Origin of the sequence: Synechococcus sp. H55.10 (assembly GCF_047502715.1) — a bacterium.
In the GTDB taxonomy this organism is placed as follows: Bacteria; Cyanobacteriota; Cyanobacteriia; order Thermostichales; family Thermostichaceae; genus Thermostichus.
On sequence record NZ_JANSJJ010000155.1, the window covers coordinates 82893 to 108888 of the forward strand.

The window sequence follows — 25996 nt, forward strand, 5'->3', positions numbered from 1 at the left end:
GGATCCTGATAATTCAGGTATCGCCCATTTTGGCCGCGCCAGAGTTCGCAACAACCGCCCCCTTTGCCCTCGATCGATGGAGGGATCCCCGCCTTATTCCTCTTCTTCGCAGGGGCGGCCCTCGCCGATCACTGCCAAATCAATTTGCTGGCGGTAGTAATCGACGTTTTTAATCTGCACTTCCACTCGATCCCCCAGACGGAACTGGCGCCGGCTCTTGCGCCCTACCAGGGCCTGCTGGCGGCTGCGGTACTCGTACCAATCGTTTTTCAGGGTGCTGACCCGCACCAACCCTTCCGCCAAGATGGGATCCACCTGCACAAAAAAGCCGTAGTTCTGGACGCCGATGATCAGGCCGGGGAACACCTCCCCCAGATGTTTTTGCATGAACTCAGAGCGCTTCAGGCCCATCAGCTCCCGTTCTGCGTGCTGCCGGATCCGGTGCCCCGCCTGGATTTTGGGCAGTTGCGCCTGGAGAAAGGCCTGCCATTCCTCCTGCAGCTTGGGTGGCAACACCTGCCAGTCGATCTGGCCGTAGCCGCCGGGGCCGTGCAGATCCACCACGGTTTTGGAGCGCGGGCTGCGGCGATCCCGTCCTTTGCTCAAGGCCAGGTGCAAAGCACGCAAATTCAGCAAATCGGCATAGCGGCGTAAAGGGGCCGTAAAGGTGGCGTAGGGTTCTTTAAGGCCCAAGCCAAAATGGCCGAGGGGCTCCTGCAGAGGCTGCAGGCAATACTCGACGGGGGGCAAAGTGGCCAACAACTGGGCCACCAAGGCTGGGCTAGTCCCTGCGGCCAACACATCGGGGGCGGTGATGCGGACACAGATCCGCTGCCAATCGGCCAAGGTCACGGCTTCTGGATCCTGCAAATTCAGATCCAGCTTCATGGCGCTGGCCAGGCGCAAAAAGTTCTGCAGGGCCTCGGCAGTGGGGGCGGACTGCACGCGGGCCAAGGAAGGGATCCCCAATTGGCGCAAATGGTGGCCCAAGGTTTGGTTGGCCAGCAGCAGCACCTCGGTCATCAGAGCGTGGGCGCCGAGGCGATCGCTGATCAAAAGGGGGCCGTAGCCGCTCTCGTCAGCGGAGTGGGGGGTGAGCAAATCCAACAGGGGCAGGTCAAAGCCGCCCGCTTGGTGACGTTTGACCCGCAGGATTTGGCTGAGGCGGAGCAGGTTTTGCAGCAGGGCCATCAATTCTGGCACCTCCTCCTCAGGGCCCAGATCCGCAGCGGTGGCCAAGAGGGCCTGCACCTGGCCATAGGAGAGGTGAGCCCGCGACTGCACCAGGCTGGGATGGATCTCGAAGCTTTGTACCACCCCCTCTGGGTCGATGGTTAACAGCAACGAATAGGCCAAGCGCTCCTGCTGCGGCAACAGAGCCAGGCGGCTGTGCACTTCCGGCGGAAAAAGAGGCAACACCCTCGTGTCGAGGTAAACGGTGGCCGTCCGCTGCTGAGCTTCTTGCTCCAGAGGATGCTCAGGATCCAGCCAGTGGGCCACGTCGGCAATGTGGATCCCCAGCAGCCAGTTGTCCTCTTCCTGCCGCTGCAGGGAGACGGCCACGTTGGGCTCGAGGCCGTGGGGGTGCTGCAGATCCAAGGGTTCTAAAGTGATGCAAAACCAATCGCGCAGATCGCGACGGCTCTTTTGGTCGGAGCGGCTCAGCTTTTTGGGCAGGGCGGCCGCGGCTTCTAGCACCGCCGGGGGAAACTCCTGCGGCAGGTCGTACTTGCAACAAACCAGATCTGCATCGATGGAGGCCTCCGGGCCGTCGCCCAAGATCTTGCGAATCGTGCCCACGGGGGGCAAATCTCCCAGCGGATAGCGCTCCACTTCCACATAGGCCACCCGACCTTCCGCCAGCTCGGCAGGGGATCCCTCCGTCAAGGCCAGCTCGAACAGCAGCCGGTCATCCAAAGGCACCACCCGAAAGTCCTGTTCCGTCTGTTTGAGGCGGCCCACCAGCGTAGGGTTGGCCCGCTCCATGACGGCCACCACCTCTCCCTCCGGGCTGCGGCGGCGATTGCCCTCTTTGGTGATCCGGGCTATCACTTGGTCGCCGTTCCAAGCGCCGCTGAGGTTGCTGCCGTGGATGTACACATCCTCCGCCCCCGGCTCATCCCGGATGGCGAAGCAAAAGCCCTTGCTGGAACAGCGCAAGCGCCCCACCACCAGGGATTCATCCGGCCTACGCCGATAGCGAGGCGGATCCCCTGTGCGTTCGAGAAACCCTGCCCGCACCAGACCATCGAGGGCAATCTCAAGCATTTCCTGCGCTTCTGGATCAGGGGATGGCAAGAGAGCAAGAAGTGTGTCTTTGTCGGTCCATTGTTCCTGAGAGAGAAAATGCTGAAAAATCCGAGAGAAGTCCATTTTGGGTGTCAGGGAAAGGAGGAGGGAAGAAGGGGGGTTAAGACAGGGCAAGACTCAACCCGTTGGCGTTAATCTCGGTGGCCGGTGACGATAAAAGCCACCCGCTGACCGATGTTGGTGCTGTGGTCGGCCAGACGTTCTAGGTAGCGGATCGCCAGCAACATCAACAGGATAGGCTCGATCGATCCCCTGATGTCCGACTGTTGCGCCAACGTATTGTAAAGGTTGGTGTAGTCTTCATCAACGGCGTCGTCTTCCCGCTTCAGTTGTCGGCCCAGCTCGGCATCCAACTCCGTCAGGGCCGCCAGGCTATGGCTGAGCATTTTCTGGCAGCGCTGCATCATCACGCGAATGTGCCTCAGCTCCGGCGGCGGCGGGTAGAAAGCCAAGCGCAAGGCCACTTCGGCCAAGTCTTTGGCGTAGTCGCCAATCCGCTCCAGATCCCGCACCAGTTGCATCAGGGCGCTGATCCAGCGCAGATCTTGTGCCACCGGCGAGCGCAAGGCGATCAAGCTAATACAATCTTTCTCGATTTGACGATAAAAACGGTCAATTTGCTTGTCTTGGGAGATGGCCTGTTCGGCAGCGGCCAAGTTCTGTTCAAACAGGGCCTGCTGGGCCAAGACCACCGATTTTTCCACCAGCGCCCCCATGCGCAGCACGTCCTGCTGAATCCGCTTGATCTGAAGTTGCAGCTCAGCTTGCCCCATGGCTTTTTCCCCATGGATGTAGGTGGGAGGGAGTGGCTGCCACTGTTGGCGGCCCCCGAAGCCAGTCGATTGCACCGGTAGATCTCAATCATGGCAAACTTCTCTCGAATCAAGAGAAAAAACAGGATGGGGATCGAGGGAGCGGCCAATTTGGGAGAGGATGATAAGGAGGGGGTGCAAGCGGGTGGGGTGTTGCGAGGTTGTCTCCGCCTGGAGGCTTGGGGCTATGCTGTCGTTCTGGATTGAGATACTCCGATGACTCGTCCCCCCATTGTCGTGCTGGATGATGATCCCACCGGATCCCAGACCGTGCACAGTTGCCTGCTGCTGACCCGCTGGGATGCGGAAACGCTCAAGCTGGGCCTGCAGGATGGCTCGCCAATTCGCTTCATTCTCACCAACACGCGATCCCTGCCGCCGGCCAAGGCTGCCGAGGTGACACGGTCGGTCTGCCGGGCCCTCAAGCAGGCCATGGGGGAGCTGGGGTGGGAGCGGGCCCTCTTTGTCAGCCGCTCCGACTCGACGCTGCGCGGGCACTACCCCTTGGAAACCGATGTCATGGCGGCGGAGCTGGGGCCTTTTGATGCCCATTTTCTGGTGCCGGCTTTTTTTGAGGGAGGGCGCATCACCCGCGACAGCGTCCACTACCTGCGGGTGGAGGGCCGCTGGGTGCCCGTGCATGAAACGGAGTTTGCCCGCGATGCGGTGTTCGGCTACCACCACAGCTATTTGCCCGACTATGTGCAGGAAAAAACCCAGGGGCGGATCCAGGCTGAGCAGGTGGTGCGATTGACGCTGGAGCAGATCCGCGCCGGCTGTTTGGAGCAGCTTTTGGGTCTAGAGGGGAATGTCTGCTGTGTGGTGGATGGAGAAACCCAAGCGGATCTGGATCGTTTTGCCCAGGATGCTTGGGCGGCTCTGGAGCAGGGGAAGCGCTTTTTGTTTCGCAGCGCCGCCAGCCTCTTGACGGCTCTAGCCCAGTTGCCGCCGCAGCCGGTTCCGCCAGAGCAAATGGGGCAGTTTGTCCGCTCCGACCGGCCAGGGGTGGTGATCGTGGGATCCCATGTGCAAAAGTCCAGCCAGCAGTTGGCCCGCCTGTTGCAGGAGCCAGGGATCCAGGGCATTGAAGTGGAGGTGAAGCGCCTGTTGGAACCGGGGCGGGAAGCGGAGCTGCTGCCGGCCATCTTGAGCCAAGTCCAGCGCGCCTACGAGCAGGGCCTGACGCCGGTGGTCTACACCAGCCGAGAAGAAGTGAGGTTCGACGGTGCCACCCCAGAGGCACGCCTGGCCTTTGGGCAGAGGGTTTCTCGTTTGTTGATGGCCATTGTGCAGGGGCTGCCGGAGGGGATTGGCTACCTGGTCAGCAAGGGCGGCATCACCTCCAACGACACCCTCAGCCTCGGCCTCAACCTGCCGGCAGTGCGGCTGCTGGGGCAGATCTACCCAGGGGTCTCCATGGTGCTCACGCCGGCGGATCACCCCCGCTTTCCCAACTTGCCGGTGGTGCTGTTTCCGGGCAACGTGGGCGAGGTGGATACGCTGGCTTTGATCCACCGTCGCCTCCACAGCCGCGGGCTGGTCTAGCCTAGAGGGAACGCTTCTGTCGGTTCTTCCCGCCATGGCTGAACTCATCTCTTCGCCTGAAGCTCTGCCCGCCTTGGAGGCCTGGTGGGGATCCCTACGCCAGGGGCAGACGGCGTTGCCCGCGGCGGTGGTGCACCGCTGTTCTGAGCGCCTGGGCAGCCGGGATGCCGATGTGGTGATTGCCGGCGGCACCCTGGGGATCCTCTTGGGAGCGGCTTTGGCCCGGCGGGGCTGGCGGGTGATCCTCATCGAGCGGGGGAGCCTGCGGGGGCGGGAGCAGGAGTGGAACACCTCCCGGCAGGAGCTGCAGGTGTTGTTAGAGCTGGAGTTGCTCACCTCGACAGAGTGGGAGGCGGTGCAGGTGACCCACTACCCCAGGGGGCGCATTGGCTTTGGGGAGGGCCCCACCTGGTGGGTGGAAGGGGTGCTGAACGTGGGCGTGGATCCGGTCAGCTTGCTGGAGTTCCTCAAGCAGCATTTCCTGGCCTGGGGGGGCCAGGTGCGGGAGCAAACCGGGTTTCTAGGCGCCACGGTCCACCCCGATGGGATCCGCATCCGGACCACCACCGGCCAGCTCAGCGCCCAACTGCTGCTGGATGCCATGGGGCACCGCTCCCCCATTGCGGCCCAGGCCCGCCAAGGGCAGCCGCCGGACAGTGTCTGTCTGGTGGTGGGATCCTGCGCCCAGGGGCTGCCGGAGCAACCCACTGGGGATCTGTTCTACAGCTTTACCCCCGCCCAGGAGGGCTACCAGCCCTTTTGGGAGGCCTTCCCCGCCCGCGATGGCCGCACCACCTATCTCTTTACCTACTGCGACCGGGATCCCCGCCGACCCAGTCTGGAGAGGCTTTGGCAGGACTACTGCCGGCTGCTCCCTGCCTACCAGGGGGCCGAGTTGGCCCAGATCCGCTGGCTGCGCAAGCTGTGTGGTGTTTTCCCCGCCTACCGCCGCAGCCCGCTGCAACTGCCTTGGGATCGCCTCTTGGCGGTTGGCGACAGCAGCGGCAGCCAGTCGCCTTTGAGCTTTGGCGGCTTTGGGGCGATGTTGCGCCATCTGGATCGCCTGCAGCAGGGGATCCACGAGGCGCTGGTGCAGCGGCAGTTGGAGCAGGCGGCCCTGGCCCTGCTGCAGCCCTACCAGCCCAATTTGGCGGTAACCTGGCTTTTTCAAAAGGCGATGATCCCTCCTTTGGGAGAGAAAAACTGGGATCCCAACAGCATTAACCGCCTGTTGAGCAGAGTGTTTGAGGCCATGGTTGCCGCCGGCCCCCAGGTGGTGCAGCCCTTTTTGCAGGATGTGGTGCAGTTTGGCGGCTTGGCTCAGGCACTGTGGGGGGTGATGAGGCAAGATCCAGCCCTGGTGGCCGCACTTTTGCCCCGGTTGGGGTTGCCGGAGCTGGTGGCCTGGGCGGGCCACTTTGGCGCCCTCGGCCTCTACGAGCTCTTGCAAAGGCTAGCCGACCGCCTGGAAGGGGCCCCGCAAGACTACTTCTGGCAGCGGCGGCGCGAGGCCTGGCGCTACGGCTGCGGTCGGGATCACTGGCCGTACACCACCACCCCATAGGGCGGCACCTCAACGGGATCCCCTTGGTTTTTTGCCGAGGATCCCTGGTCGCCGCTATCTAGAAGCTTCTCCCACTGGCCGTTGGGCCATTGGGCGTAGGTGGCTGCTTGGTCGGAGCTGAAGTTAAACAGGGCCAGGACAGCTTGGGATCCCTGGTGGCGGTGCAGGGCCAGGCCAGTTGGAGCAAACAGCTCCACCCCCACCGAACTCCGCTCCAGGTTTTGCAGCGGCGGCAGGGTCTTGCGCAGGTGAATGAGGGTTTGGTACCACCGCCGCAAGACCTGGTGGTGGCCAGCAGTGCCCAGCTCCCAGTTGAGCTTGGAGCGCAAGAAGGTCTCCTCTGCCTGGGGATCCGGCACCTCCCCTTGCCAGGCAAAGGCGCTGAACTCGCGGCGCCGTCCCTGCCGCACCGCTTCCACCAGGTCGGGATCCCCGTGGCTGACAAAATACAGAAACGGCGCTACCTCCCCATACTCTTCCCCCATAAACAGCAGCGGCAGCATGGGAGCCAGCAGCAGAGCAGCGGCGGCCAACTTCAAGCCCTCTAGGGAAGTGAGCTGGCTGAGGCGTTCCCCCAGCCGGCGATTGCCCACTTGGTCGTGGTTTTGGATGCAGATTACAAACTGGGAGCCCGGCCTGGCGAGAGCGGAATTGCCGTGGCGGCGGGCCCGGTAGCGGGAGTACTGCCCAGAATAGACGTAGCTCTCGCGGTAGGACTTGGCCAGGTGCTCCAATTGGCCGAAGTCTTGGTAGTAGCCTGTCTTTTCCCCGGTAAGCAGGGTGTGAACCGAGTGATGGAAGTCGTCGCACCACTGGGCATCTAGCCCGTAGCCCCCCTGCTCACGGGGGGTGATGAGGCGGACGTCGTTGAGGTCGCTTTCGGCTACCAGAACCCTAGGCCAGCCGCTGCGCGCTTCCAGGGCATCTACCCGCTCCGCCAATTCCTGCAAAAAAGGGTGGGCGCTGAAGTCGTAGATGGCGTGCACCGCGTCCAGCCGCAGGCCGTCCAGGTGAAACTCCTCTAGCCAGTACTCGGCATTTTGCAGGAAAAACTCCCGCACCTCGTCAGAATAGCGGTCGTCGAAGTTAAGGGCCTCTCCCCAAGGAGTGTGGTACTTGTCGGTGAAGTAGGGGCCAAAATCCCGCAGGTAGTTCCCCTCCGGCCCCAGGTGGTTGTAGACCACATCCAAAATGACGGCTAGGCCCTGTTGGTGGCAGGCATTCACCAGCGCCTTCAGGCCCGCTGCTCCTCCATAGCTGGCCTGCACGGCATAGGGATAGACGCCGTCATAGCCCCAGTTGCGCTCCCCCGGAAACTGGGCCACCGGCATGAGCTCCAGCACGTTGACCCCCAGCTCCACCAGTTGCGGCAGGCGGGGGATCAGGGCGGCAAAGGTGCCCTCCGGGGTAAAGGTGCCTACATGCAGCTCGTAGAGGATCCACTGGGAGAGCGGGATCCCCTTCCAGGCTTGATCCTGCCAGTCGAAGTGAGGATCCACCACCCGCGAAGGGCCATGGACGCCGCGGGGCTGGCAGCGGGAAGCCGGATCCGGCCGCTCCACCACCCCCCCTGAGGTGTGCAGGCGGTAGAGGTAGTCCACTGGCCCCGGCGGGATCCCCTCCACTTCACCCTGCCAGTAGCCTTGCCCATCTTGGGCCAGAGGGATGACCTGTTGGACGGGGCTAATGACTTTTAGCTCCACGTGTTCGACCAAGGGCGCCCACACCGAGAAGCGGTAGTGGCCCTGGCCGCAGGGATAGGCGCCAATCCGTTCGACCTGGGAACGCTGAGAGGAAGGGGAACCCTGAAGCACGAAACCCACCTGCACAACTCGGCTTCCACTATAGCGAGGCTTGCTCCCCCAGACATTCGAGGCTCAGGTCTTGGGGTGGGTTGCCGACTCTTCCCTCTGCCATAGTGGAATTGGCCTTTCGCTGCTCCGTCCCTATGTTTAACTACCCGCCCAGCCATCCGGATCCCACCGTTGTCGATGTCTACCATGGGCAGCCGGTGCCGGATCCCTATCGCTGGCTGGAAGATCTGGATTCTGAGCAGACGCGGGCCTGGATCGAGGCGCAAAACCGGCTAACTTTTGACTATCTGCAGCGGATCCCGGCGCGGCAGCGGCTCCTGGAGCGCCTGACCCAACTTTGGAACTACGAAAAATACAGCCAGCCCTTCAAAGAGGGCGGCCGCTACTTCTACTTCAAAAACGACGGCCTGCAAAACCAGAGCGTTCTCTATACCCAAGAAAGCCTGGAGGGCGAAGCCCGGGTTTTGCTGGATCCCAACACCCTCTCACAAGACGGCACCGTGGCCCTCTCAGGCATTGCCATCAGCCGCGACGGGCGCTACCTGGCCTATGGCCTCTCCCGCTCCGGCTCCGACTGGCAGGAGTGGAAGGTGCGGGACATTGCAACAGGAGAAGACCTGCCGGATCACCTGCGCTGGATTAAGTTCTCTGGGGCCAGCTGGACACGGGATGGGCAGGGATTTTTCTACAGCCGCTACGACGAGCCGCCCCCCGGCAGCGAGTACGAAAGCGCCAACTACTTCCAAAAGCTCTACTACCACCGCCTCGGCACCCCCCAGTCGGAAGATGTCTTGGTCTATCACCGCCCCGACCAAAAAGAGTGGGGCTTTGCTGGCGGGGTTACCGAAGATGGCAACTACCTGATCATCTCCGTCTGGCGGGGCACGGATCCCAAAAACCTCCTCTTCTACAAAGACCTACGGGATCCCAACTCGCCGGTGGTGGAGCTCATTTGCGAGTTCCAGGCCGAGTACAGCTTTGTCGGCAACGACGGCTCCCGCTTTTGGCTGCTGACGGACTTCCAGGCTCCGCGGCGGCGACTGGTGGCCCTTGACCTGGACAGCCCAGGGCAATTGCAAGAGGTGATCCCTGAGGCTGAGGAGACCCTGCAAGGGGTTAGCCTCATCCACAATCAATTTGTTGCCTTCTACCTCAAAGACGCCCACACCCAGATCAAGACCTTTGCTTTAGACGGCACCTACCTGGGGGAAATCCCCCTGCCGGGGCTGGGATCCGCCAGCGGCTTTGCTGGCAAGCGCTACGACACTGAGACCTTCTACACCTTCACCAGCTTCACCACCCCGCCCACCATCTACCGCTACGACTTCACCACCGGCAGCAGCACCCTCTTTCGCCAACCGCAGGTGGATTTCGATCCCCAGGCCTATGAGGTGCAGCAGGTGTTCTACGCCAGCAAAGACGGCACCCGCATTCCCATGTTCCTTGTCCACCGCCGTGGCCTAGCGCGGACAGGGGATCACCCCACCCTGCTGTACGGCTATGGCGGCTTCGGCATCTCTCTGACCCCCAGCTTCTCGGTGGGCCTGGTGGCCTGGCTGGAGATGGGGGGAGTTTACGCCCAGCCCAATTTGCGTGGCGGCGGCGAATATGGGGAAGCCTGGCACCAGGCGGGCACCAAGCTCAACAAGCAAAAGGTCTTCGACGACTTCATCGCCGCGGCTGAGTGGCTGATGGCCCATGGCTACACCAACCCCTCGAAGCTGGCCATCGCCGGCGGCAGCAACGGCGGCCTCTTGGTGGGGGCCTGCCTGACCCAAAGGCCGGAGCTGTTTGCCGCGGCCCTGCCCGCTGTGGGGGTGTTCGACATGCTGCGCTTTCATAAGTTCACCATCGGCTGGGCCTGGGTCTCGGAGTACGGATCCCCGGAAGACCCGGAGGAATTCAAGGCCCTCTACGCCTATTCCCCCCTGCACAACCTCAAGCCCGGCACCGCCTATCCCGCCACCCTGATCACCACAGCAGATCACGACGACCGGGTGGTGCCGGCCCACAGCTTCAAGTTTGCTGCTGCCCTGCAGGCGGCACAGGGGGGATCCCAGCCCATCCTCATTCGCATCGACACCAAAGCCGGCCACGGGGCCGGCAAGCCCACCACCAAGCTCATTGAAGAGACCGCCGACCGCTGGGCCTTTTTGGTGCAAGTGCTGGGGAGGGATGGAACGGGAGTTAGCGAGCTTTAGGGCCCAGGCCCACCCGGCCGGCATAGACTGCCGCTTCCCCCAGCTCGTCTTCGATGCGCAACAGTTGGTTGTATTTGGCAATGCGCTCGCTGCGGCAGAGGGATCCGGTTTTGATCTGGCCGGCGCGGGTGGCCACCGCCAGGTCGGCGATGGTGGTGTCTTCTGTCTCACCGGAGCGGTGGCTGATCACAGAGCGAAAACCTGCCTGGCTAGCCAGGTGCATGGCCGAGACCGTCTCCGTCAGCGTGCCAATCTGGTTGAGCTTGATCAAGATGGCATTGGCGGCGCCGCTGTCGATGCCTTTCTGCAGCCGGGCTGGGTTGGTGACGAACAGGTCGTCCCCTACCAGTTGCACCCGCGATCCCAGTTGAGTGGTGAGGGCCTGCCAGCCGGCCCAGTCTTCCTCCGCCAGTCCATCTTCAATGGAAAGGATGGGATAGTTGGCCAGCAGTTGCTCGTAGTAATTGACCATTTGCTCGGCGCTACGGGCTTGGCCCTCGAAGTGGTACTGCCCATCCTGCAGCAGCTCGTTGGCGGCCACGTCCAGGGCCAAGGCGATATCTTCCCCCGGCCTGTAGCCTGCCTGTTCGATGGCCGTCAGCAACAGATCCAAAGCTGCCGCATTGGAGGGGAGATCGGGGGCAAATCCGCCTTCGTCCCCCACCCCGGTGGACAGCCCCTTCTGCTGTAGCACCGTCTTCAGCACCGCAAACACCTCGGCCCCGTAGCGCAGCGCCTCGCGAAAGCTGGCCGCACCAATGGGCACCAGCATAAACTCCTGGATGTCCACGTTGTTGTCGGCGTGGGCACCGCCGTTGAGCACGTTCATCAACGGCACCGGCAGCAAGTTGGCAAAAGGCCCGCCCAGATATTTGTAAAGAGGCAGGCCCACCGCTTCCGCCGCCGCTTTGGCCGTCGCCAGAGAAACTGCCAAAATGGCGTTGGCCCCCAGGCGGGACTTGTTGGGGGTGCCGTCCAGGTCGATCAGCAACTGGTCGATGCGGGCTTGGTTGAGGGCATCTTCTCCCCGCAGCTCCGACTGGATGGGGCCAAGAATGTTTTCCACCGCCCTCAGCACGCCCTTACCTCCATAGCGCTTGGGATCCCCGTCCCGCAGCTCGTGGGCCTCAAAGGTACCGGTCGAAGCGCCGCTGGGCACCTGCGCCAAGCCCGTTGCTCCGTTGGCCAGGCCCACCAGGGCTTCTAGGGTGGGGCGTCCTCGCGAGTCGAGGATCTCATGGGCGGTAATCCACTCGATGGCCGTTTCCACAGTTACACCTCAGCAATTGGCTAGACAGCTCTGGCCAAAGCCAGATCCCCCCACAGGCTAATAGATCCTTGACCGGGATCCCGTCAGCTTCCAGAAAACTTTAAGAGAGAGAACCCAAAGATTCTGCGGAGCTGCAGGGGTGAATTGAGCATTGGCTGGTTTGGGGGGCAGAGTTTAGGCCCCATCCCCTCTAGACAAAGCGGTGGCTCAGCCGCATCGGGTCGTGTACAGTGATCTTCTTCTTGTAAATGGAAATGTACTTCTTCTTGCGCAGCTCTCCCAACAGACGGGTGATGGTGACGCGGGTCGAGCCAATGGCTTCGGCAATGGCCTGGTGAGACAGCTTGAGATCAATGGTGACCCCATCCGGGCCAGGCACCCCGAAATCGCGGCAGAGGATCAGCAAAAAGCTAACCAGACGGGATCCCATATCGCGGTGAGCCAGCGTCTCGATCATCATCTCCGTTTGCAAAATGCGGGAAGACAAGCTCTTGAGCAGCAACATGGCCAGTTCGGCGTTCTCCCGCAGGGATTTTTCCACCTGCTCAATCGGCAGAGAGAGCAACTCAGCAGGCGTAAAGGCCACCGCGTGATAGAAGCGGTCGGAGCGCTGCCCTGTGATGAAGGAGAGCACCCCGAAGATGCTGTTTTCCCGTAGAAGAGCAACGGTAATTTCTTCCCCCATTTCGTAGACCCGCGAGAGCTTGACAGCTCCTTTCACCAAAAAGTAAACTCGCTCCGCCGGATCCCCAGGGAAAAAGATGGTCTTACCACGTTCAAACGTTTCGATAACCGGAGGATGGTGAGGGCCTCCCAGTTGCTTGAAGGCTGTGATCAGAGATTTTTCTGCGACGGCCACCACCATACTCATCAACCTTTTGAGGTCAGTTTATACCTAAGATCAATCCATGTAAGATCAATTTAGAAGCATTGGGCCGAGTTGCAACCCTATCGACTCCAGAATCGGCAACAATAGCCGGGTTTACCCTAAGGTAGAAGGTTCTGCCTAGGCATCTTTGTAGCATGGGCTACGTTTTTAGGTCTCGTTTCTGTTCCACAAAGGGATCCCAAGCCAAGGGTAGGATAAGGGCTATTGTCACTGGGGCCTTGCCAGCTCTGGGTGGTAGGAAGCAAGTGGTGGACTGGAAAATCCTATGGGGATCCCGGAGGCTGTTGTTGCTGCACCTTCTCAACTGAGCCGCCAGCATTTCACAGTGCGGATGCCGGAGCCGGCCAAGCATCTGCTGGAGGTGGAACTACAGATCCAAGAGGTGGATCCAGAAGTGCCTCTGCGACTGCGGCTGCCGGTGTGGACGCCGGGATCCTACCTGGTGCGGGAATATGCCCGCCATGTGCAAGAGTTTCAGGCGGCAACGGAGCAAGGGATCCCTTTGGCCTGGCGGAAGGTAGATAAGAACACTTGGGAGATCGAGCCGCCGGGCTGTTCGGCTGTGAAGGTTCGCTATCGGGTCTATGCCTACGAGCTGACGGTGCGCACCAACCATTTGGATCTCACCCACGCCTACTTCAACGGGGCGGCGCTCTTTTTCTATGTGCCCGGTCGCGAGCGGGAACCCTACACCTTGACGGTGATCCCTCCCAAGCCAGATTGGCGCATCGCCACCAGTTTGCGACCTTTGATTTCTTCTTCTGAGGATCCTGCTTCCGGCCAGTCTTTTGTGGCGGCAGACTACGACGAGCTGGTGGATAGTCCGGTGGAGGTGGGCCTGCACCAGTTGCGGTCGTTTGCAGTGGAAGGGATCCCCCACTACTTGGTGGTCTGGGGAGCGGGCACTCTGGATTTGGAGCAAGCGGTGACCGATGCCGAGAAAATTGTCCAGGCCACTGCGGCGTTTTTCGGCGGGCTGCCCTACGACCGCTACTGGTTTATTGTGCATTTGTCGGCAGGGGGATTTGGCGGCCTAGAGCACAAGTACAGCACCACCCTCAACTATTCTGGCCTGGAGCTGCATCGGCCCCAGTCCTACCGCCGCTTTTTGGCGCTGCTGGCCCATGAGCTTTTCCATGCTTGGAACGTCAAGCGGCTGCGCCCTCTGGCTTTGGAGAAAATTGACTACAACCAAGAAAACTATGTGGACTGCCTCTGGTTTTGCGAGGGGGCGACCAGCTACTACGAAAATGTCATCTTGCTGCGGGCAGGGATCCTCAGCGCCAAAGATTTTTTGCAGATCCTGGCCGAGCAAATTGGCCGGCTGCAGCGCACTCCGGGTCGGGCCGTGCAATCGCTGCGGGAATCCAGTTTCGACACCTGGATCAAACTCTACCGTCCCCACGAAAATAGCCTCAACAGCCAGGTTTCCTATTACCTCAAGGGCGCTTTGGTCTGCTGGCTGCTGGATCTGCACATTCGCCACCTTTCGGGGGGCCAGGGATCCCTGGACACGGCCATGCAGGATTTGTGGCAGCGCTTTGGCCGGTTTGAGAAAGGCTACACCCACCAAGACTTGCGGGAAGCCTTTGAGCGGGCAGCCGGCGCCGATCTTGGCCGCTTTTTCGCCGCCTATGTGGAAGGTACGGAAGAGCTGGACTACAACGCTCACCTACACCCTTTTGGCCTCACCCTCAAGGCCCACTTCAGCCGCCCTGACCCTTCCCCCTATCTGGGCCTGAACTTCAACGGCGAAGGCAACCGCATCAGCGCCGTCGAGATGGGATCCCCGGCCCAAAAAGCAGGCATCTGGGCCGGCGACGAGCTGGTGGCCTTGGATGGCTTCCGGGTAAGCGCTGCCAACTTGCCAGAACGCTTGGCGGCCTACCAGCCCCACCAGGTCATCTGCCTGAGCGTCTTCCAAGGCGATCAGTTGAAACACTTCTGGATCCCCTTGGATCCACCCCGCCCGGATGTTTACACCCTCGAAGCGTTGCCGCAACTCACTCCCACCCAGAAAGCGCTCCAGCAGGGCTGGCTGGGATCCCTGCTCGGCTCTTCGGGACAAGATACGCCTCTTCTTGAAAATTCGCTCACCTCGCCTGAGAATCTTGAAACAAGCGAGTAACCTAGTTAACTTAAACGAGAAGTAACAACAGGGGTCAGGAGCGAATCTAATGGACTTCGTTTTGGTTTTATTAATTGGGGTGGCTGTTGGTTTCTCATTGGGTGTTTACGTTGCTCGCCATTACAAGGTCAGTCCTAGACCGGAAATCTGGAAACAAGAGATCATTAGAGAGATATCTTCACACTTAAGGCAACACAGCCAAGAACTCAACAACGCCAACAAAACCTTAACCAAACTGGTCGAAGGATTGGCAGACGAGATTTCTCGGAAGTTACAGGCTACTCAAGCCGATCTCAAAGGGCTTAGATCTCGTCTTGTAGATAGTCACCAAGATTTGCTGCAAAGTTGGAGTAGGGATCTTCTGCAGGCTATATCTGTAAAGTTTTCCGAACATAATGAGCAGCTAAACGATCAGCGAGCCATCCTGGAAAACTTAGTGAAAGAAACTAAAGATATTTATCAGCGACTACAGATTGCTATCCAAAGTTCTCCCAGATTAGAGATATCCCAAACTACAGATCAGAGCTCTCAGAATGAGCAGGTTGCCAGTCATGAAACACCAGAGCCTAGGCTAACAGACGATGTACCGAGAGATAAAGAGGAGATCGCTGCCGCCGGTATATTAGAGGTCGACGTATCAAAGATAGAATCATTCTTAAGCTCAAAAAACATAAAAATCAAAAGCATAGATGTGAAAGAAAAAGAGGAAAAATTAGATCAAATAGCTGCCTTTATGGGCAATCGATATTCTTTGATTAAAAGATTCTATGGAATGATTAAATCAAATATGAATAGCGGAAACTCTTTCTCAATAAACCTTAAAGACGAGCCTCAACAAGTAATCAGCTCAACTTGCCAGGTTGCCAAAGAGTTACATGGAATCGCATTTTTAGAAGAGTACAGATACTTTAAGGCACCCAGGTATCTGTTGGTAGCAAGACCCAGTAGGTCGTCCCAAGCACTAAATTTTCTCTCAGGAAAATGGCTAGAGAGATACGTTAGGGATAAGCTGATCTGCCTTGCCGCAAGTCAAGCTGAAAAGATTGATTTCTCTTACATAACAAATGCTCAAGTTACTTTGCCGAATGGAGCTGATTTTGAAATGGATCTTTTCTTTCATATTAACGATCAATTCTACTGGGTGGAATCAAAGACAGGCGAGTACCAAGACAAAGTACAGAAGTACTCCAAGATTGCTTCTGACCTCGGTCTCCAGAAAAACCAAGTTTTCATGGTTTTAACCGATGTTAGCCAAGATGTAAAAACCGGTCTATCTTCCCTCTATCATTTATCAGTCATCAGCGTTGATGAGGTTGAGGCTACCTTTGAGGGGATCCTAAAAAGTCATCTTTGAGAAATCTGAAAGGCACCCAAGCGCATTAGCTCAAGCCACAATTTTGACAGCCTGCTCCACACACCACCAGGGATCCTCGGCAAAAGCCGGCATGGGCGTGCTGCCCGCCTTGCCCAAAATGGCCAGCCGAACTTCCCGATCCAGCCGGGATCCGGCCCCATAGGGATCCTCAGAGGGGGGTTCCAGTCTTTGTCCTAGGGGGGGCATCGCCATGATGCCCGGCTGCATACTGGTACTGCTGACCCAGATTTTGAAGCGATCCACCGCCATATCTGCGCCTTCGGGCAGTTGCATCTGGAGCAGGTAGCGGGGCCCAGAGCCGATCAGCAGGCTCTCGCTGGGGCGCAAACGAGCGGGCAGATCCGGTTGATAGGGGTAAACCAAATCCACGCTGTAGCGCCGCTCGTCAAAGACCACCACATAGACGTGCACGGGGGTGGGGGCTCTGTTGCGCAGGGCGATGGCGAGGTTGCGGCCTGCCTGGATTTGCACCTGTCCCTGGGGATCCCGCGGCAGGGGGCTCACTTCGGCAGGGGCAGAGCTGCTTGCCGGCGTTTCCAGTTGGAGAAACTCCACCTCTAGGACGCTGCTCAAAGCATCGGTGGCAGGTTGCAGGTTGAGGAGGTTGCCAAAAGCAGCCACGTGCTCCAGCAGCCGCACCAGCTTGCGGGGCAGGGCCTGTGGCTTTTTTACCGGGATCCGAAAGGCGGCCAGAGCCACTTCTTCCCCCCGCCGATAGAAGTGGTAGATGGCATCGGGCAGCATCTCTACCCGCAAGTCCGCTGCTTCCGGGTCAGTGTAGGTCAGAAGCGGCGAGGCCGGCAACGCTGCCAGCAACTCGGCAACGGGCATTTGGACTTGGCTGGGATCCGCACAGGTGAAAGCCACCCGCAACGGCTGAAATCGGACAGAGGACATGGGGGCAATCCTGCGAAAACCTGGGACGGAGTCTGGCGAGATCTCCTGCTCTATGCTGCCGGGCAAGCAAGCCAAGCTCTATATTACCCGCTCAGCTCCCCACCCCTCGACCAGGCTGCAACACAGTCAGCTCCAACAGGCCCTAGCTCCGCGATCAAGCTTAACAGCCAGGGCAAGCGGAACCGATGCGGATCCCGGATCTCGTCTGCAAATGATCTCTCAATGGTCTATTCTTGATCCTGTTGTCGGGTTTGTGGCTGGAGTGGAGCCGACCTCTCCTCTTGACTAGCTGATCTAAGGAGAACCATGTTTAGCAAAGCTTTTTCTTTTCAGAAGGTGCTGCTGCCAGGGCGTCATCGGTTGTTTGTCCTGTTCTTGGCTGCCTTGATGGCTGGGCTGAGCTGGGGACTGGCTCCAGCGTTCGCGGCCAAGGATATTCCTGCGGTGGCTCTGTCGCCCACTGAGTCCATTACCTTTACCGAAGCACAGTTAGCCCGAGGCAAGCAACTTTTTAACAAAGCCTGTGCCCAGTGCCATGTGGGGGGCCAGACCTATCCCAACCCAGATGTGAGCCTGAAGCTTTCGGATCTGGAGGGGGCAACTCCTCCACGGGATAATGTGCTGGCGATTGTGGATTACATCAAAAACCCGGTCACCTATGACGGGGCCGAATCCCTGGTTGAGTATCATCCCAACACTCAGCTTCTGAGCGAGTATCCTCGCCTGCGCAACCTCACCGATGAGGATCTGAAGTTGATTGCCGGCTATATTTTGGTGCAAGCCAAAACCTCCCCCGGCTGGGGCGGCACCAAAAGCGAAAGCCACAGCGACCTGTCGGCCTACCTCTGATGCTGCGTCTGGTTCGGAAGTTGCTTATGGGTTGTCGGATCCCGTCCCGCCTCTGGATCTGGGTCGGGATCCTGGCTGTGCTGGGGCTGGCCAGCCCGGTGGCGGCCCGCATTGACCCCTACGTGAACCAGTATTTGCGGGTGAGCGGCCCGGTGGAATTACCTCTAGACGCCACAGGGCGCACCCTCACCTTTACTCCAGAGCAGCTCACGGATGGCAAAAATCGTTTTCAGTCCGCCTGCTTGAACTGCCATGTGGGCGGCTCCACCCTGCCAGCTCCCAACATTTCCCTCTCCTTGAAGGACTTGCGCGGTGCCACCCCACCCCGAGATACGATTCAAGCTTTGGTGGAGTATCAGAGGGATCCCCGCAGCTACGATGGCTCGGATTTCAGCTATGGATGCCGCCCCGTGCCCCCTTCCTGGATGGACGACGAAGCCCTGAAAAATCTGGCTGCCTTTATTCTCAGAGCGGCTCAGGTTGCCCCCGGCTGGGGATCCCATGAGTTGATCGATGTCGGTTGAGGGTTGCCAACTGAGCTGATCCCGGCTCTTTTTCCCCAGACCACCATGCCCAGAGGACACGCGCGCCCTGGGCCGTTTGTACCCAGAAGCGGATTGCCGGGATATCTGGGTGGACCCTGTACGACGCCCCCAGAGCCTTGGATCGATGAGAGCTCAGTACAAAGACCGATGTTCTGCCTTTGGCAGTGGGATTAGCCTAGAGGTGTTGCAACTGCGATGTATGGTGAGCAGCTTTTCCCCTGCCCAATCGACCGAACTCAAGATGCCGGTAACGGTTGGCATCCCCGTTACACCTGCTGCGGATCAGGCTGAGGCTGGCCACCTACTGATCGTGGATGACCAGCCCTACAGTCGCCTGTTGCTGGGGGATCTGTTGGAGAGCATTGGCTATCGGGTCAGCGAGGCCGAAAGTGGCCATCAAGCCCTGCAGATGTTGCAAACCTTCCAGCCGGATCTGATCTTGCTGGATGTGATGATGCCGGGGTTGGATGGGTTCGAGGTCTGTCGCCGCATCAAAGCTGATGAGGAGACGCGCCTGATCCCGGTGGTGTTGATCACGGCGGCCAGCGACCGCACAAATCGCGTGCGCGGCATCGAGGCTGGAGCCGATGATTTCTTGAGCAAGCCCTTTGACGAGTCGGAATTGTTGGCGCGGGTGCGTTCCCTCGTTCGCCAAAAGCACCTCAATGAAGACTTGGATCATGCTGCCCAGGTTTTGTTCGCCATTGCCCGCAGCGTAGAAAGTCGGGATCCCACCACTGGGGATCACTGTGAGCGCCTGGCACAACTGGCCAAGAGCTTCGGCGAGTTTCTCCAGCTACCCCGTCCCCTGATCAAGGTGCTGACCTGGGGAGGCTACCTGCACGACATCGGCAAAGTGGGCATACCCGATGCCATCTTGGGTAAAACGGGCAAACATACGCCGGCAGAGTGGGAAGTGATGAAATCCCACGTCTTGATCGGAGAGGAAATCTGCCGCCCGCTGCGCACCATGAAGGATGTGCTGCCCCTCATCCGTCACCACCACGAGCGTTGGGACGGCAGCGGCTATCCCGACGGCCTCAAGGGAGAAGAGATTCCACTCGTGGCCCGCATCTTCCAGATTGCCGATATCTACGACGCCCTTACCTCGGAGCGACCCTACAAGCGAGCCTTCACCGTTCAAGAGGCCATGGGCATCCTGCGGGAAGAGACGGCAAGGGGATGGCGGGATCCCTACTTGGTGGAGCGTTTCTTTGAGTTTCTGCAATCGCGCCTGCCGGATCTGAAGTAGGCTGGAGAGGGTTATTTGTGTTGTGTTGGCAGGATAGAGCCTTTTGCTGGGTGCCGATCCGTTGCGTCGTTGCGTAGGCTGTCGCCAGTTGTTTCCTCGCTCGCAATTGTGGCGGCTGGTTCGACAATTTGACTCCCACCAAGTGCTTTTGGATCAGGGTATGGGGCGTTCTGCCTATGTCTGTCGCCGGCTAGAATGTTTGCAGGCAGCCCGACGCAAGCAACAGATGAGCAGAGCCCTCAAAGCACCTGTGCCCGATTCGGTGTTTCAGCGGCTGGAGCAGCAACTGCTGCGCGATTCTGAGGCCCAAGGCCCCTGGGAAACATCACCTCCGGAGGCCAGTGCTTCAGACAAAACCTAGGCAGCTCCAGAATTGGCCAAGGTAAGATATTGAGACACCTTTTTAGGTTCATCCAGTTGTGAACTACACGGCAGCCCCTCTCAACTGTCAGAATGGGGGTTGGCTGGGTCAGCCGAGGCTGGTCTGTATGAGCCGCAGAAAGGTTATTCTAAAAGCGCTGTTGATGTTGGTTCCTTCCCCGGTTGTCTTAACTTTATGTCCTCTGCGGATGTTTCCAAAGCAGCTTCGGACTTAGATTCCCTCCAGTCTGCGTCCTTGAAGGATCGCCGAGACGCTGTCGATGTACCGGAGGAAGCGCCCACACACCCAACAGGTTCAGTCCTACCCACTAATTATTTGGATAGTAAAACTGACAAGTAGAAAGGAGCAGAGGCTAGCAGACGAATGACCGATAAAGTTCGACTTTATGACATTGCCCGGGAAATGGGGCGCGACAGTCGGGATGTGTTGGAGGTTTGTGAGCAACTGGGGATCCCTTTCAAAACCCACAGCAGCACCATTTCTCCGGAGCAAGCCGAGTTGGTGCGCAGCAAGCTGGGCGCCCCCCGCATTGTGAAACCTTCTCAGCCCCGGCCCAAACCCCAATGGGACAACCCGCCGCCGGAGCCTCCTGCTGAAGCCAAAGCCAGTGAGCGCCCTCCCCAGAAAGGGCCCGGCACCGCCAGCGCGATCGTCGGCATTCGCCGGCCTGCGCCTGCTCAGCAGCAAGCCCCAGTTGGCGAGGCCAACCCCGCTGCCGCTCCGCCGGCTGCCAAACCTTCCCTGTCTCGACCTGAGCGAGTCTCCGCCGGTGGCGCTCAGCTCATCGGCCCGCCGCGGCGACAAGTCAACTCCCCTGCCCCTTCATCTGAGGCCGCCCAAAAGCCGGATAGCCTGCCTCAACCGGCAGCTCCTCCCGTTCGCCCTGAGCCTACAACGGCCAAAGCCAGCAGCTCGGAACCCAGTCCTGTGCCCAAGCGCCCAACTGTGCTCACGCCCCCTCGACGAGCTGCCACCGAGACGGAACCACCGGCAGAGCCTCCTGGATCTCCGCAACAGGTTTCTGAGCTCCCTCGCCCCCCGGAAGCCCCATCCCTCAGCCGTGCCCCTCGGCCTGGAGAAGAGAAAGCGCCTTCTCATCAGCCTGCACAGCGCCCGCGTCCACAACTGGTGGGCGCACCCGTTCGTCCCAGCAGTCGCCCTGAGCCGCGCCCGCCGGCAGTCAAGAAGGAAGAGAGCTCCGGCAGCAGCAAAGCCGGTGAAGCTCCTCGTCCACAGCGGCGGATAGAACTGGTGGGGCCTCCTACCCGTCCTGTGGCCAAGCCAGCCCCCCTCGACCCGGATGCCGCCACTCCCTTGCCAGAAAGGATCCCTGAGGAACGCCCCACCCCGGTGTTGGCTGAAGCTCCCGTGCGGCCTGCTGCGCCCAAAATCAAGCGCAAGACGGTAGAAGAAGAGGACGAGGAACTGCAAGCCCTCGAACGACGGGCCAGCCGCACTCAGGCCAAGCGCAAACGCAGCCGCAGACGAGGGGAAGGAGACGGGGATGGCTTGGATTTGGATCCCATGGCCGTCATTTCGGCGGTCAAGCAGGCTGAGTTGAACGCCCTCAAGCCCTTGGCCCGTCCTACTGCCAAGCCTCCTTCCTATCGTCCACCTGCGGCAACGGCTGCTCCCACTGCCCGTCCCCGTCCCGCTGCCCGCTCGCAGCAGCCATCTACCTCCGCCGAAGCCAACACTGCTGTTCGTGTCGGCGAGACGGAGTCCTTGCCGGCAGAGAAGGTGTTGCTCTTGGAGGGCAGCCTAACCGTTCAGGAATTGGCCCACCGCCTGCGTGTGGCCGAAACTGAGATCATCAAAACCCTCTTTTTCAAGGGGGTGATGGTGACCATCAATCAGGTTTTGGACGAGTCGCTGGCCGAGTCGGTAGCCACAGAGTTTGGGTACGAGGTTCGCCGGCCAAAGGCAGAATCCGAAGTCAAAAAAACCGAGATGCTGGACGTGGAGGACATCGACCATCTGGTCTTGCGTCCGCCAGTGGTGACCATCATGGGCCACGTAGACCACGGCAAAACCACCCTGCTCGATGCCATCCGCGACACCAAGGTGGCCCAGGGCGAGGCTGGCGGGATCACCCAGCGCATCGGCGCCTACCACGTGGATGTGGACTTTGAAGGCCAGAAGCGGCGCATAGTTTTCCTAGATACTCCCGGCCACCAGGCTTTTACCGCCATGCGCGCCCGCGGCGCCCGCGTCACCGACATTGCCGTTTTGGTGGTGGCTGCCGACGATGGGGTGCAGCCGCAGACGCTGGAGGCGATCAGCCATGCTCGTGCGGCCCAGGTGCCGATCATCGTGGCCATCAACAAGATCGACAAGCCCGGCAGCCAGCCGGAGCGCATCAAGCAGCAGTTGGCGGAACACGGGCTGTTGCCAGAGGAGTGGGGTGGGGATACACCCATGGTAGAGGTGAGCGCCCTCACCCGCCGCAACCTGGACGCCCTGCTGGAGATGATCCTGTTGGTGGCCGATGTGGCGGAGCTGCAGGCCAACCCCGACCGTCCTGCCCGCGGCACGGTGATCGAAGCCCACCTGGACAAAGCCCGCGGGCCGGTGGCCACTCTGTTGGTGCAGAACGGTACCCTGCGGGTGGGGGATACGCTGGTGGCCGGTGCCGTCTTGGGCCGGGTCAAGGCGATGATGGACGATCGCGGTCAGCGATTGCAAGAGGCCGGGCCATCTTCGGCGGTGCAACTGCTGGGTATGGATGAGGTTCCAGCAGCCGGTGACGAGTTTCAGGTTTACACCGACGAAAAAGAAGCCCGTCGCATTGCCCAAGAGCGGGCGGAGGCGCTGCGGCAAACCCGTTTGCAACAGGCGCTGCTGTCTCGTCGCGTCAGCTTGGGCAGCATTTCTGCCAAGGCCCAAGAAGGCCAGCTCAAGGAGTTGAACCTCATTATCAAGACGGATGTGCAGGGATCCGCCGAGGCCATCCAGACAGCGCTGCGGGATTTGCCCCAAGAGGAAGTGCAGTTGCGGGTGCTGCTGGCGGCCCCCGGGGAGATCACAGAGACCGACGTGGATTTGGCGGCGGCCAGCGACGCGATCATCCTGGGTTTCAACACCACCCTGGCTCCCGGCGCGCGGCAGGCTGCCGACGACAAGGGGGTGGATGTGCGCGAATACGACATCATCTACAACCTGCTGGACGACTTGCGGGCAGCGATGGAGGGCCTGCTGGAGCCGGAGGAGGTGGAAGAGCCCTTGGGCCAGGCGGAAGTGCGCATGGTGATCCCCATCAGCCGCGGTGCGGTTGCCGGCAGCTACGTGCTCTCCGGCAAGGTGCAGCGCAATGCTCTGGTGCGGGTTCGCCGCAAAGGGGAGGTGGTTTACGAAGGACGCCTCGACTCCCTCAAGCGCTTCAAAGACGACGTGCGGGAGGTGGCCGCCGGTTTCGAGTGCGGGATCGGCATCGAGAAGTTCCACGCTTGGCAAGAGGGGGACATCATCGAGGTCTACCAGATGGTCACCAAGCGACGGACACTGGCTCCTGCCTAGTCCCAGCCGGTGGTAGAGTTTCAGGGATCCCAGCCCCAAGGGAGCCCTGGGGAGAGTTTCCCCCCAAAGCAATGGAGAAAATCTTAAGTGGCCAGAGGGAGGAAATGGATGCAACAGAGCCAGAGACTGAGCCAGATGTTGTTTGTGACGCTGCGGGAGGATCCCGCCGAAGCAGAACTGCCCAGCCACAAGTTGCTGCTGCGGGGCTGCTTTATCCGGCGGCTCTCCCCGGGGATCTACACCTATTTGCCGCTCCTCTGGCGGGTGCTGCAGAAGATCTCGGACATTGTCCGGGAAGAGATGAACGCCATTGGCGCTCAGGAGTGTCTGCTGCCCCAGTTGCAGCCGGCGGAGATCTGGCGGGAATCGGGCCGCTGGGACGTGTACACCCAAGCCGAAGGGATCATGTTTGCCCTCAAAGATCGGCAGGGACGCGAGCAGGCACTGGGCCCCACCCATGAAGAGGTGATCACCCTGCTGGCGCGGGATCTGATCCGCTCCTATCGCCAGTTGCCGCAGACCCTCTATCAAATCCAGACCAAGTTCCGCGACGAGATCCGGCCCCGCTTTGGCCTGATGCGTGGGCGGGAATTCATCATGAAAGACGCCTACTCCTTCCACGCCAACGAAGAGAGCCTGCGCCAGACCTACCAGGACATGTACCGGGCCTACAGCCGCATCCTGCGCCGCTGCGGGCTGGAGTTTCGCGTGGTGGATGCCGACGCCGGAGCCATTGGCGGGCCATCCGCGGCTTCTCAGGAGTTTATGGTGTTGGCCTCTGCCGGCGAAGACGAGATCCTCTACACCCCCGATGGCTCTTATGCCGCCAATGTGGAGAAGGCCGTCTCCCTTCCGCCACCGGCAGCAGACTCCCCCTACACCACCTTCCAGGTTCTGGACACGCCGGGAACCGAAACCATCGAGAAGCTGGCCGATTTCTTGAAGATCTCCCCCACTCTGATTGTCAAAAACGTCCTCTACCAAGCCCTTTACGACAACGGCCTGCGGGTGGTGGTGCTGCTGAGCATTCGCGGCGATCAAGAGGTGAATGAGGTAAAACTGGCCAACCACCTCAGCCGTCTGGCGGAGCGTTACCAGGCCCACAAATTGCTCACCCTCACCCTGGCGGACGCGGAGATCCAGAAAAGCTGGCAAGGGGATCCGATCCCGGTGGGCTACATCGCCCCCGACCTACCGGATAGCTGCCTGGGCCGGCAGAAACACTTTGCCCCTCAGATCTTGCGCCTAGTTGACCAGACGGCAGCCCTGCTGAAAAACTTTGTAACCGGCAGCAACCAGGTGGGGCGGCACGTGGTGGGGGCCAACTGGGGCGAGCAGTACCCTCTGCCGGAGGTGGTGGACGTGCGCAAAGCCCAGGCGGGGGATCGCTGTCTGCTCAACCCCGACCAGATTCTGGAAACCGCCCGTGGCATCGAGATTGGGCACATCTTCCAGTTGGGCCTCAAGTTTTCGCTGCCGATGCGGGCCACCTTTACCGACGAGCAGGGCGTCGAGCAGCCGCTGTGGATGGGCTGCTACGGCATTGGGGTATCGCGCCTGGCCCAGGCGGCGGTGGAACAATCCCACGATGCCCATGGGATCATCTGGCCGGTGGCCATTGCCCCCTATCACGTGGTGGTGGTGGTGCCTAACGTCTCTGACCCGGAGCAGATGCAGGTGGCGGAAAAGTTGGTGCAGGAACTGGCTGCTGCCGGCATCGAGACCCTCTGGGACGACCGGGACGAGCGGGCCGGCGTCAAGTTCAAAGATGCGGATCTCATCGGGATCCCTTACCGCCTTACCACCGGGCGCAGTCTTAAGCAGGGCAAGGTGGAATTGGCCGAGCGGGCCACCGGCCAAGCGGTAGAAATTCCCATTGAGGAAGTGGTGGCTACCCTGAAAGAGCGGATTGCCGCCGCCCTAGCCGTGCCAGATTGAGTAGGGCTTTTGTCGTCACCAATGCTGAAAGGCAGCCTCGATTATCTATTGCGCGGCAAGAACATCCTGCTGGTGGTGGAAGCCAAAAAGGACGATCTGACTCGGGCTTTTGTCCAAATGGCGGTGGAGATGATCGCCCTGGCCCAGGTGGAGCCGCAAACGCGGATCTACGGCGCCGTCACCATCGGATCTACCTGGCAATTCGGACAGATCCTTGGGGATCCACAGACAATCCGACAAGACTTGACCTTGTACCGAGTACCGGAAGATCTGGAGAGCGTTGCCGGTATCCTCACGGCCATGGTAGGGGATCCCAGCCAACCATGAAACCCAAAACCCTCTGGTTTGCCCTGCAATTGATGGTGGCCGCTGCGGTTATCAGCGCGGCCATCAAATACGGTGGCCCCTATCTGGCCTTGCCGGAGACCCTGCCGGTGATCCTCGCCATGATCGTCTCGCCCACCTTGGTCATGGCCGGGATCCTGTGGCGCTGGCAACAGCGGTCTTCTCTTTCCCCAACCCGCGTCCAAGAGGCCCTGCCAACTGCAAACTCTGAGAACCCAAAAGTCTCTCAGCCGCCTTCCGATTGACCCTCACCCCCAGCCCCTCTCCCAGAGGGGGGGGGGGGGGGGGGCGCGCCCCAGCACCCCCCCTCCCCGGGGTGTGGGAGGCGCGCGGCGCGGGACGCGCCCCGCCCCCCGAACACCCC

At 60.3% G+C, this 25996-nt stretch carries 19 protein-coding genes; 13 read left to right on the top strand and 6 right to left on the bottom strand.

The features are described 5' to 3' along the window. Positions 1 to 93: 93 nt before the first annotated feature. Positions 94 to 2268 (bottom strand): ribonuclease R family protein, encoded by a 2175-nt coding sequence (locus NW858_RS09965; protein ID WP_414520404.1) that lies wholly within the window; start codon positions 2266 to 2268, stop codon positions 94 to 96. A gap of 173 nt (positions 2269 to 2441) precedes the next feature. Continuing rightward, positions 2442 to 3083: a phosphate signaling complex protein PhoU gene (phoU, locus tag NW858_RS09970; RefSeq protein WP_414333153.1), complete on the bottom strand. Its 642-nt coding sequence runs from the start codon at positions 3081 to 3083 to the stop codon at positions 2442 to 2444. A 255-nt stretch (positions 3084 to 3338) separates the two neighbouring features. On the opposite strand from phoU, the gene NW858_RS09975 reads away from it, so the two are divergent. Both NW858_RS09975 and NW858_RS09980 read left to right on the top strand, forming a co-directional pair. Next, the gene (locus tag NW858_RS09975; protein ID WP_414520405.1) at positions 3339 to 4667 is read left to right on the top strand and encodes a four-carbon acid sugar kinase family protein; all 1329 of its coding nucleotides are present in this window, start codon (positions 3339 to 3341) and stop codon (positions 4665 to 4667) included. Positions 4668 to 4701: 34 nt separating this feature from the next. Continuing rightward, positions 4702 to 6231 carry an FAD-dependent oxidoreductase gene (locus NW858_RS09980; protein WP_414520406.1) on the top strand — a complete coding sequence of 510 codons (1530 nt, stop codon included), beginning with the start codon at positions 4702 to 4704 and terminating at the stop codon, positions 6229 to 6231. On the opposite strand, the gene treZ is transcribed toward NW858_RS09980, so the two are convergent. Continuing rightward, on the bottom strand, positions 6204 to 8045 hold the full coding sequence (gene treZ / locus NW858_RS09985; RefSeq protein ID WP_414520407.1) for a malto-oligosyltrehalose trehalohydrolase: 1842 nt from the start codon (positions 8043 to 8045) through the stop codon (positions 6204 to 6206). The genes NW858_RS09980 and treZ overlap by 28 nt on opposite strands. Before the next feature lie 134 nt (positions 8046 to 8179). Here treZ and NW858_RS09990 point away from each other — a divergent pair, with 134 nt between their 5' ends. Then, positions 8180 to 10246 (top strand): prolyl oligopeptidase family serine peptidase, encoded by a 2067-nt coding sequence (locus NW858_RS09990; RefSeq protein ID WP_414520408.1) that lies wholly within the window; start codon positions 8180 to 8182, stop codon positions 10244 to 10246. Here the strand turns inward: NW858_RS09990 and eno are convergent. Together eno and ntcA are read right to left on the bottom strand one after the other, a co-directional pair. After that, the gene (eno, locus tag NW858_RS09995; protein WP_414347112.1) at positions 10233 to 11516 is read right to left on the bottom strand and encodes a phosphopyruvate hydratase; all 1284 of its coding nucleotides are present in this window, start codon (positions 11514 to 11516) and stop codon (positions 10233 to 10235) included. The two genes, NW858_RS09990 and eno, sit on opposite strands and share 14 nt — an antisense overlap. Positions 11517 to 11706: 190 nt before the next feature. Further along, positions 11707 to 12381 (bottom strand): global nitrogen regulator NtcA, encoded by a 675-nt coding sequence (gene ntcA, locus NW858_RS10000; RefSeq protein WP_414333132.1) that lies wholly within the window; start codon positions 12379 to 12381, stop codon positions 11707 to 11709. 289 nt (positions 12382 to 12670) lie between these two features. On the opposite strand from ntcA, the gene NW858_RS10005 reads away from it, so the two are divergent. Together NW858_RS10005 and NW858_RS10010 are read left to right on the top strand one after the other, a co-directional pair. Continuing rightward, on the top strand, positions 12671 to 14533 hold the full coding sequence (locus NW858_RS10005) for a M61 family metallopeptidase (RefSeq protein WP_414520409.1): 1863 nt from the start codon (positions 12671 to 12673) through the stop codon (positions 14531 to 14533). 49 nt (positions 14534 to 14582) lie between these two features. After that, positions 14583 to 15887 carry a hypothetical protein gene (locus tag NW858_RS10010; RefSeq protein ID WP_414520410.1) on the top strand — a complete coding sequence of 435 codons (1305 nt, stop codon included), beginning with the start codon at positions 14583 to 14585 and terminating at the stop codon, positions 15885 to 15887. Positions 15888 to 15917: 30 nt separating this feature from the next. On the opposite strand, the gene NW858_RS10015 is transcribed toward NW858_RS10010, so the two are convergent. Continuing rightward, a complete protein-coding gene (locus tag NW858_RS10015) occupies positions 15918 to 16805 on the bottom strand; it encodes a hypothetical protein (protein WP_414333128.1) in 888 nt (295 codons plus the stop codon). Between the two features lie 306 nt (positions 16806 to 17111). Here NW858_RS10015 and psbV point away from each other — a divergent pair, with 306 nt between their 5' ends. From psbV to NW858_RS10055, 8 genes are all read left to right on the top strand, one after another. Further along, positions 17112 to 17654 (top strand): photosystem II cytochrome c-550, encoded by a 543-nt coding sequence (psbV, locus tag NW858_RS10020; protein ID WP_414333127.1) that lies wholly within the window; start codon positions 17112 to 17114, stop codon positions 17652 to 17654. After that, a complete protein-coding gene (psbV2, locus tag NW858_RS10025; protein WP_414333126.1) occupies positions 17654 to 18178 on the top strand; it encodes a photosystem II cytochrome PsbV2 in 525 nt (174 codons plus the stop codon). Before psbV ends, psbV2 begins: the two co-directional genes overlap by 1 nt. Positions 18179 to 18323: 145 nt before the next feature. Then, on the top strand, positions 18324 to 19451 hold the full coding sequence (locus NW858_RS10030) for an HD-GYP domain-containing protein (RefSeq protein ID WP_414333124.1): 1128 nt from the start codon (positions 18324 to 18326) through the stop codon (positions 19449 to 19451). Positions 19452 to 19512: 61 nt separating this feature from the next. Next, positions 19513 to 19812, top strand: a complete 300-nt coding sequence (locus NW858_RS10035; RefSeq protein WP_414337986.1) for a YlxR family protein — start codon at positions 19513 to 19515, stop codon at positions 19810 to 19812. A gap of 384 nt (positions 19813 to 20196) precedes the next feature. Next, positions 20197 to 23349, top strand: a complete 3153-nt coding sequence (gene infB / locus NW858_RS10040; RefSeq protein ID WP_414520411.1) for a translation initiation factor IF-2 — start codon at positions 20197 to 20199, stop codon at positions 23347 to 23349. A gap of 108 nt (positions 23350 to 23457) precedes the next feature. Next, positions 23458 to 25287, top strand: coding sequence for a proline--tRNA ligase (locus NW858_RS10045; RefSeq protein WP_414333119.1), 1830 nt, complete (start codon positions 23458 to 23460; stop codon positions 25285 to 25287). A gap of 21 nt (positions 25288 to 25308) precedes the next feature. Further along, positions 25309 to 25614, top strand: a complete 306-nt coding sequence (locus tag NW858_RS10050; RefSeq protein WP_414520412.1) for a hypothetical protein — start codon at positions 25309 to 25311, stop codon at positions 25612 to 25614. Next, on the top strand, positions 25611 to 25877 hold the full coding sequence (locus tag NW858_RS10055; protein ID WP_414333116.1) for a hypothetical protein: 267 nt from the start codon (positions 25611 to 25613) through the stop codon (positions 25875 to 25877). Before NW858_RS10050 ends, NW858_RS10055 begins: the two co-directional genes overlap by 4 nt. Positions 25878 to 25996: the final 119 nt, after the last annotated feature.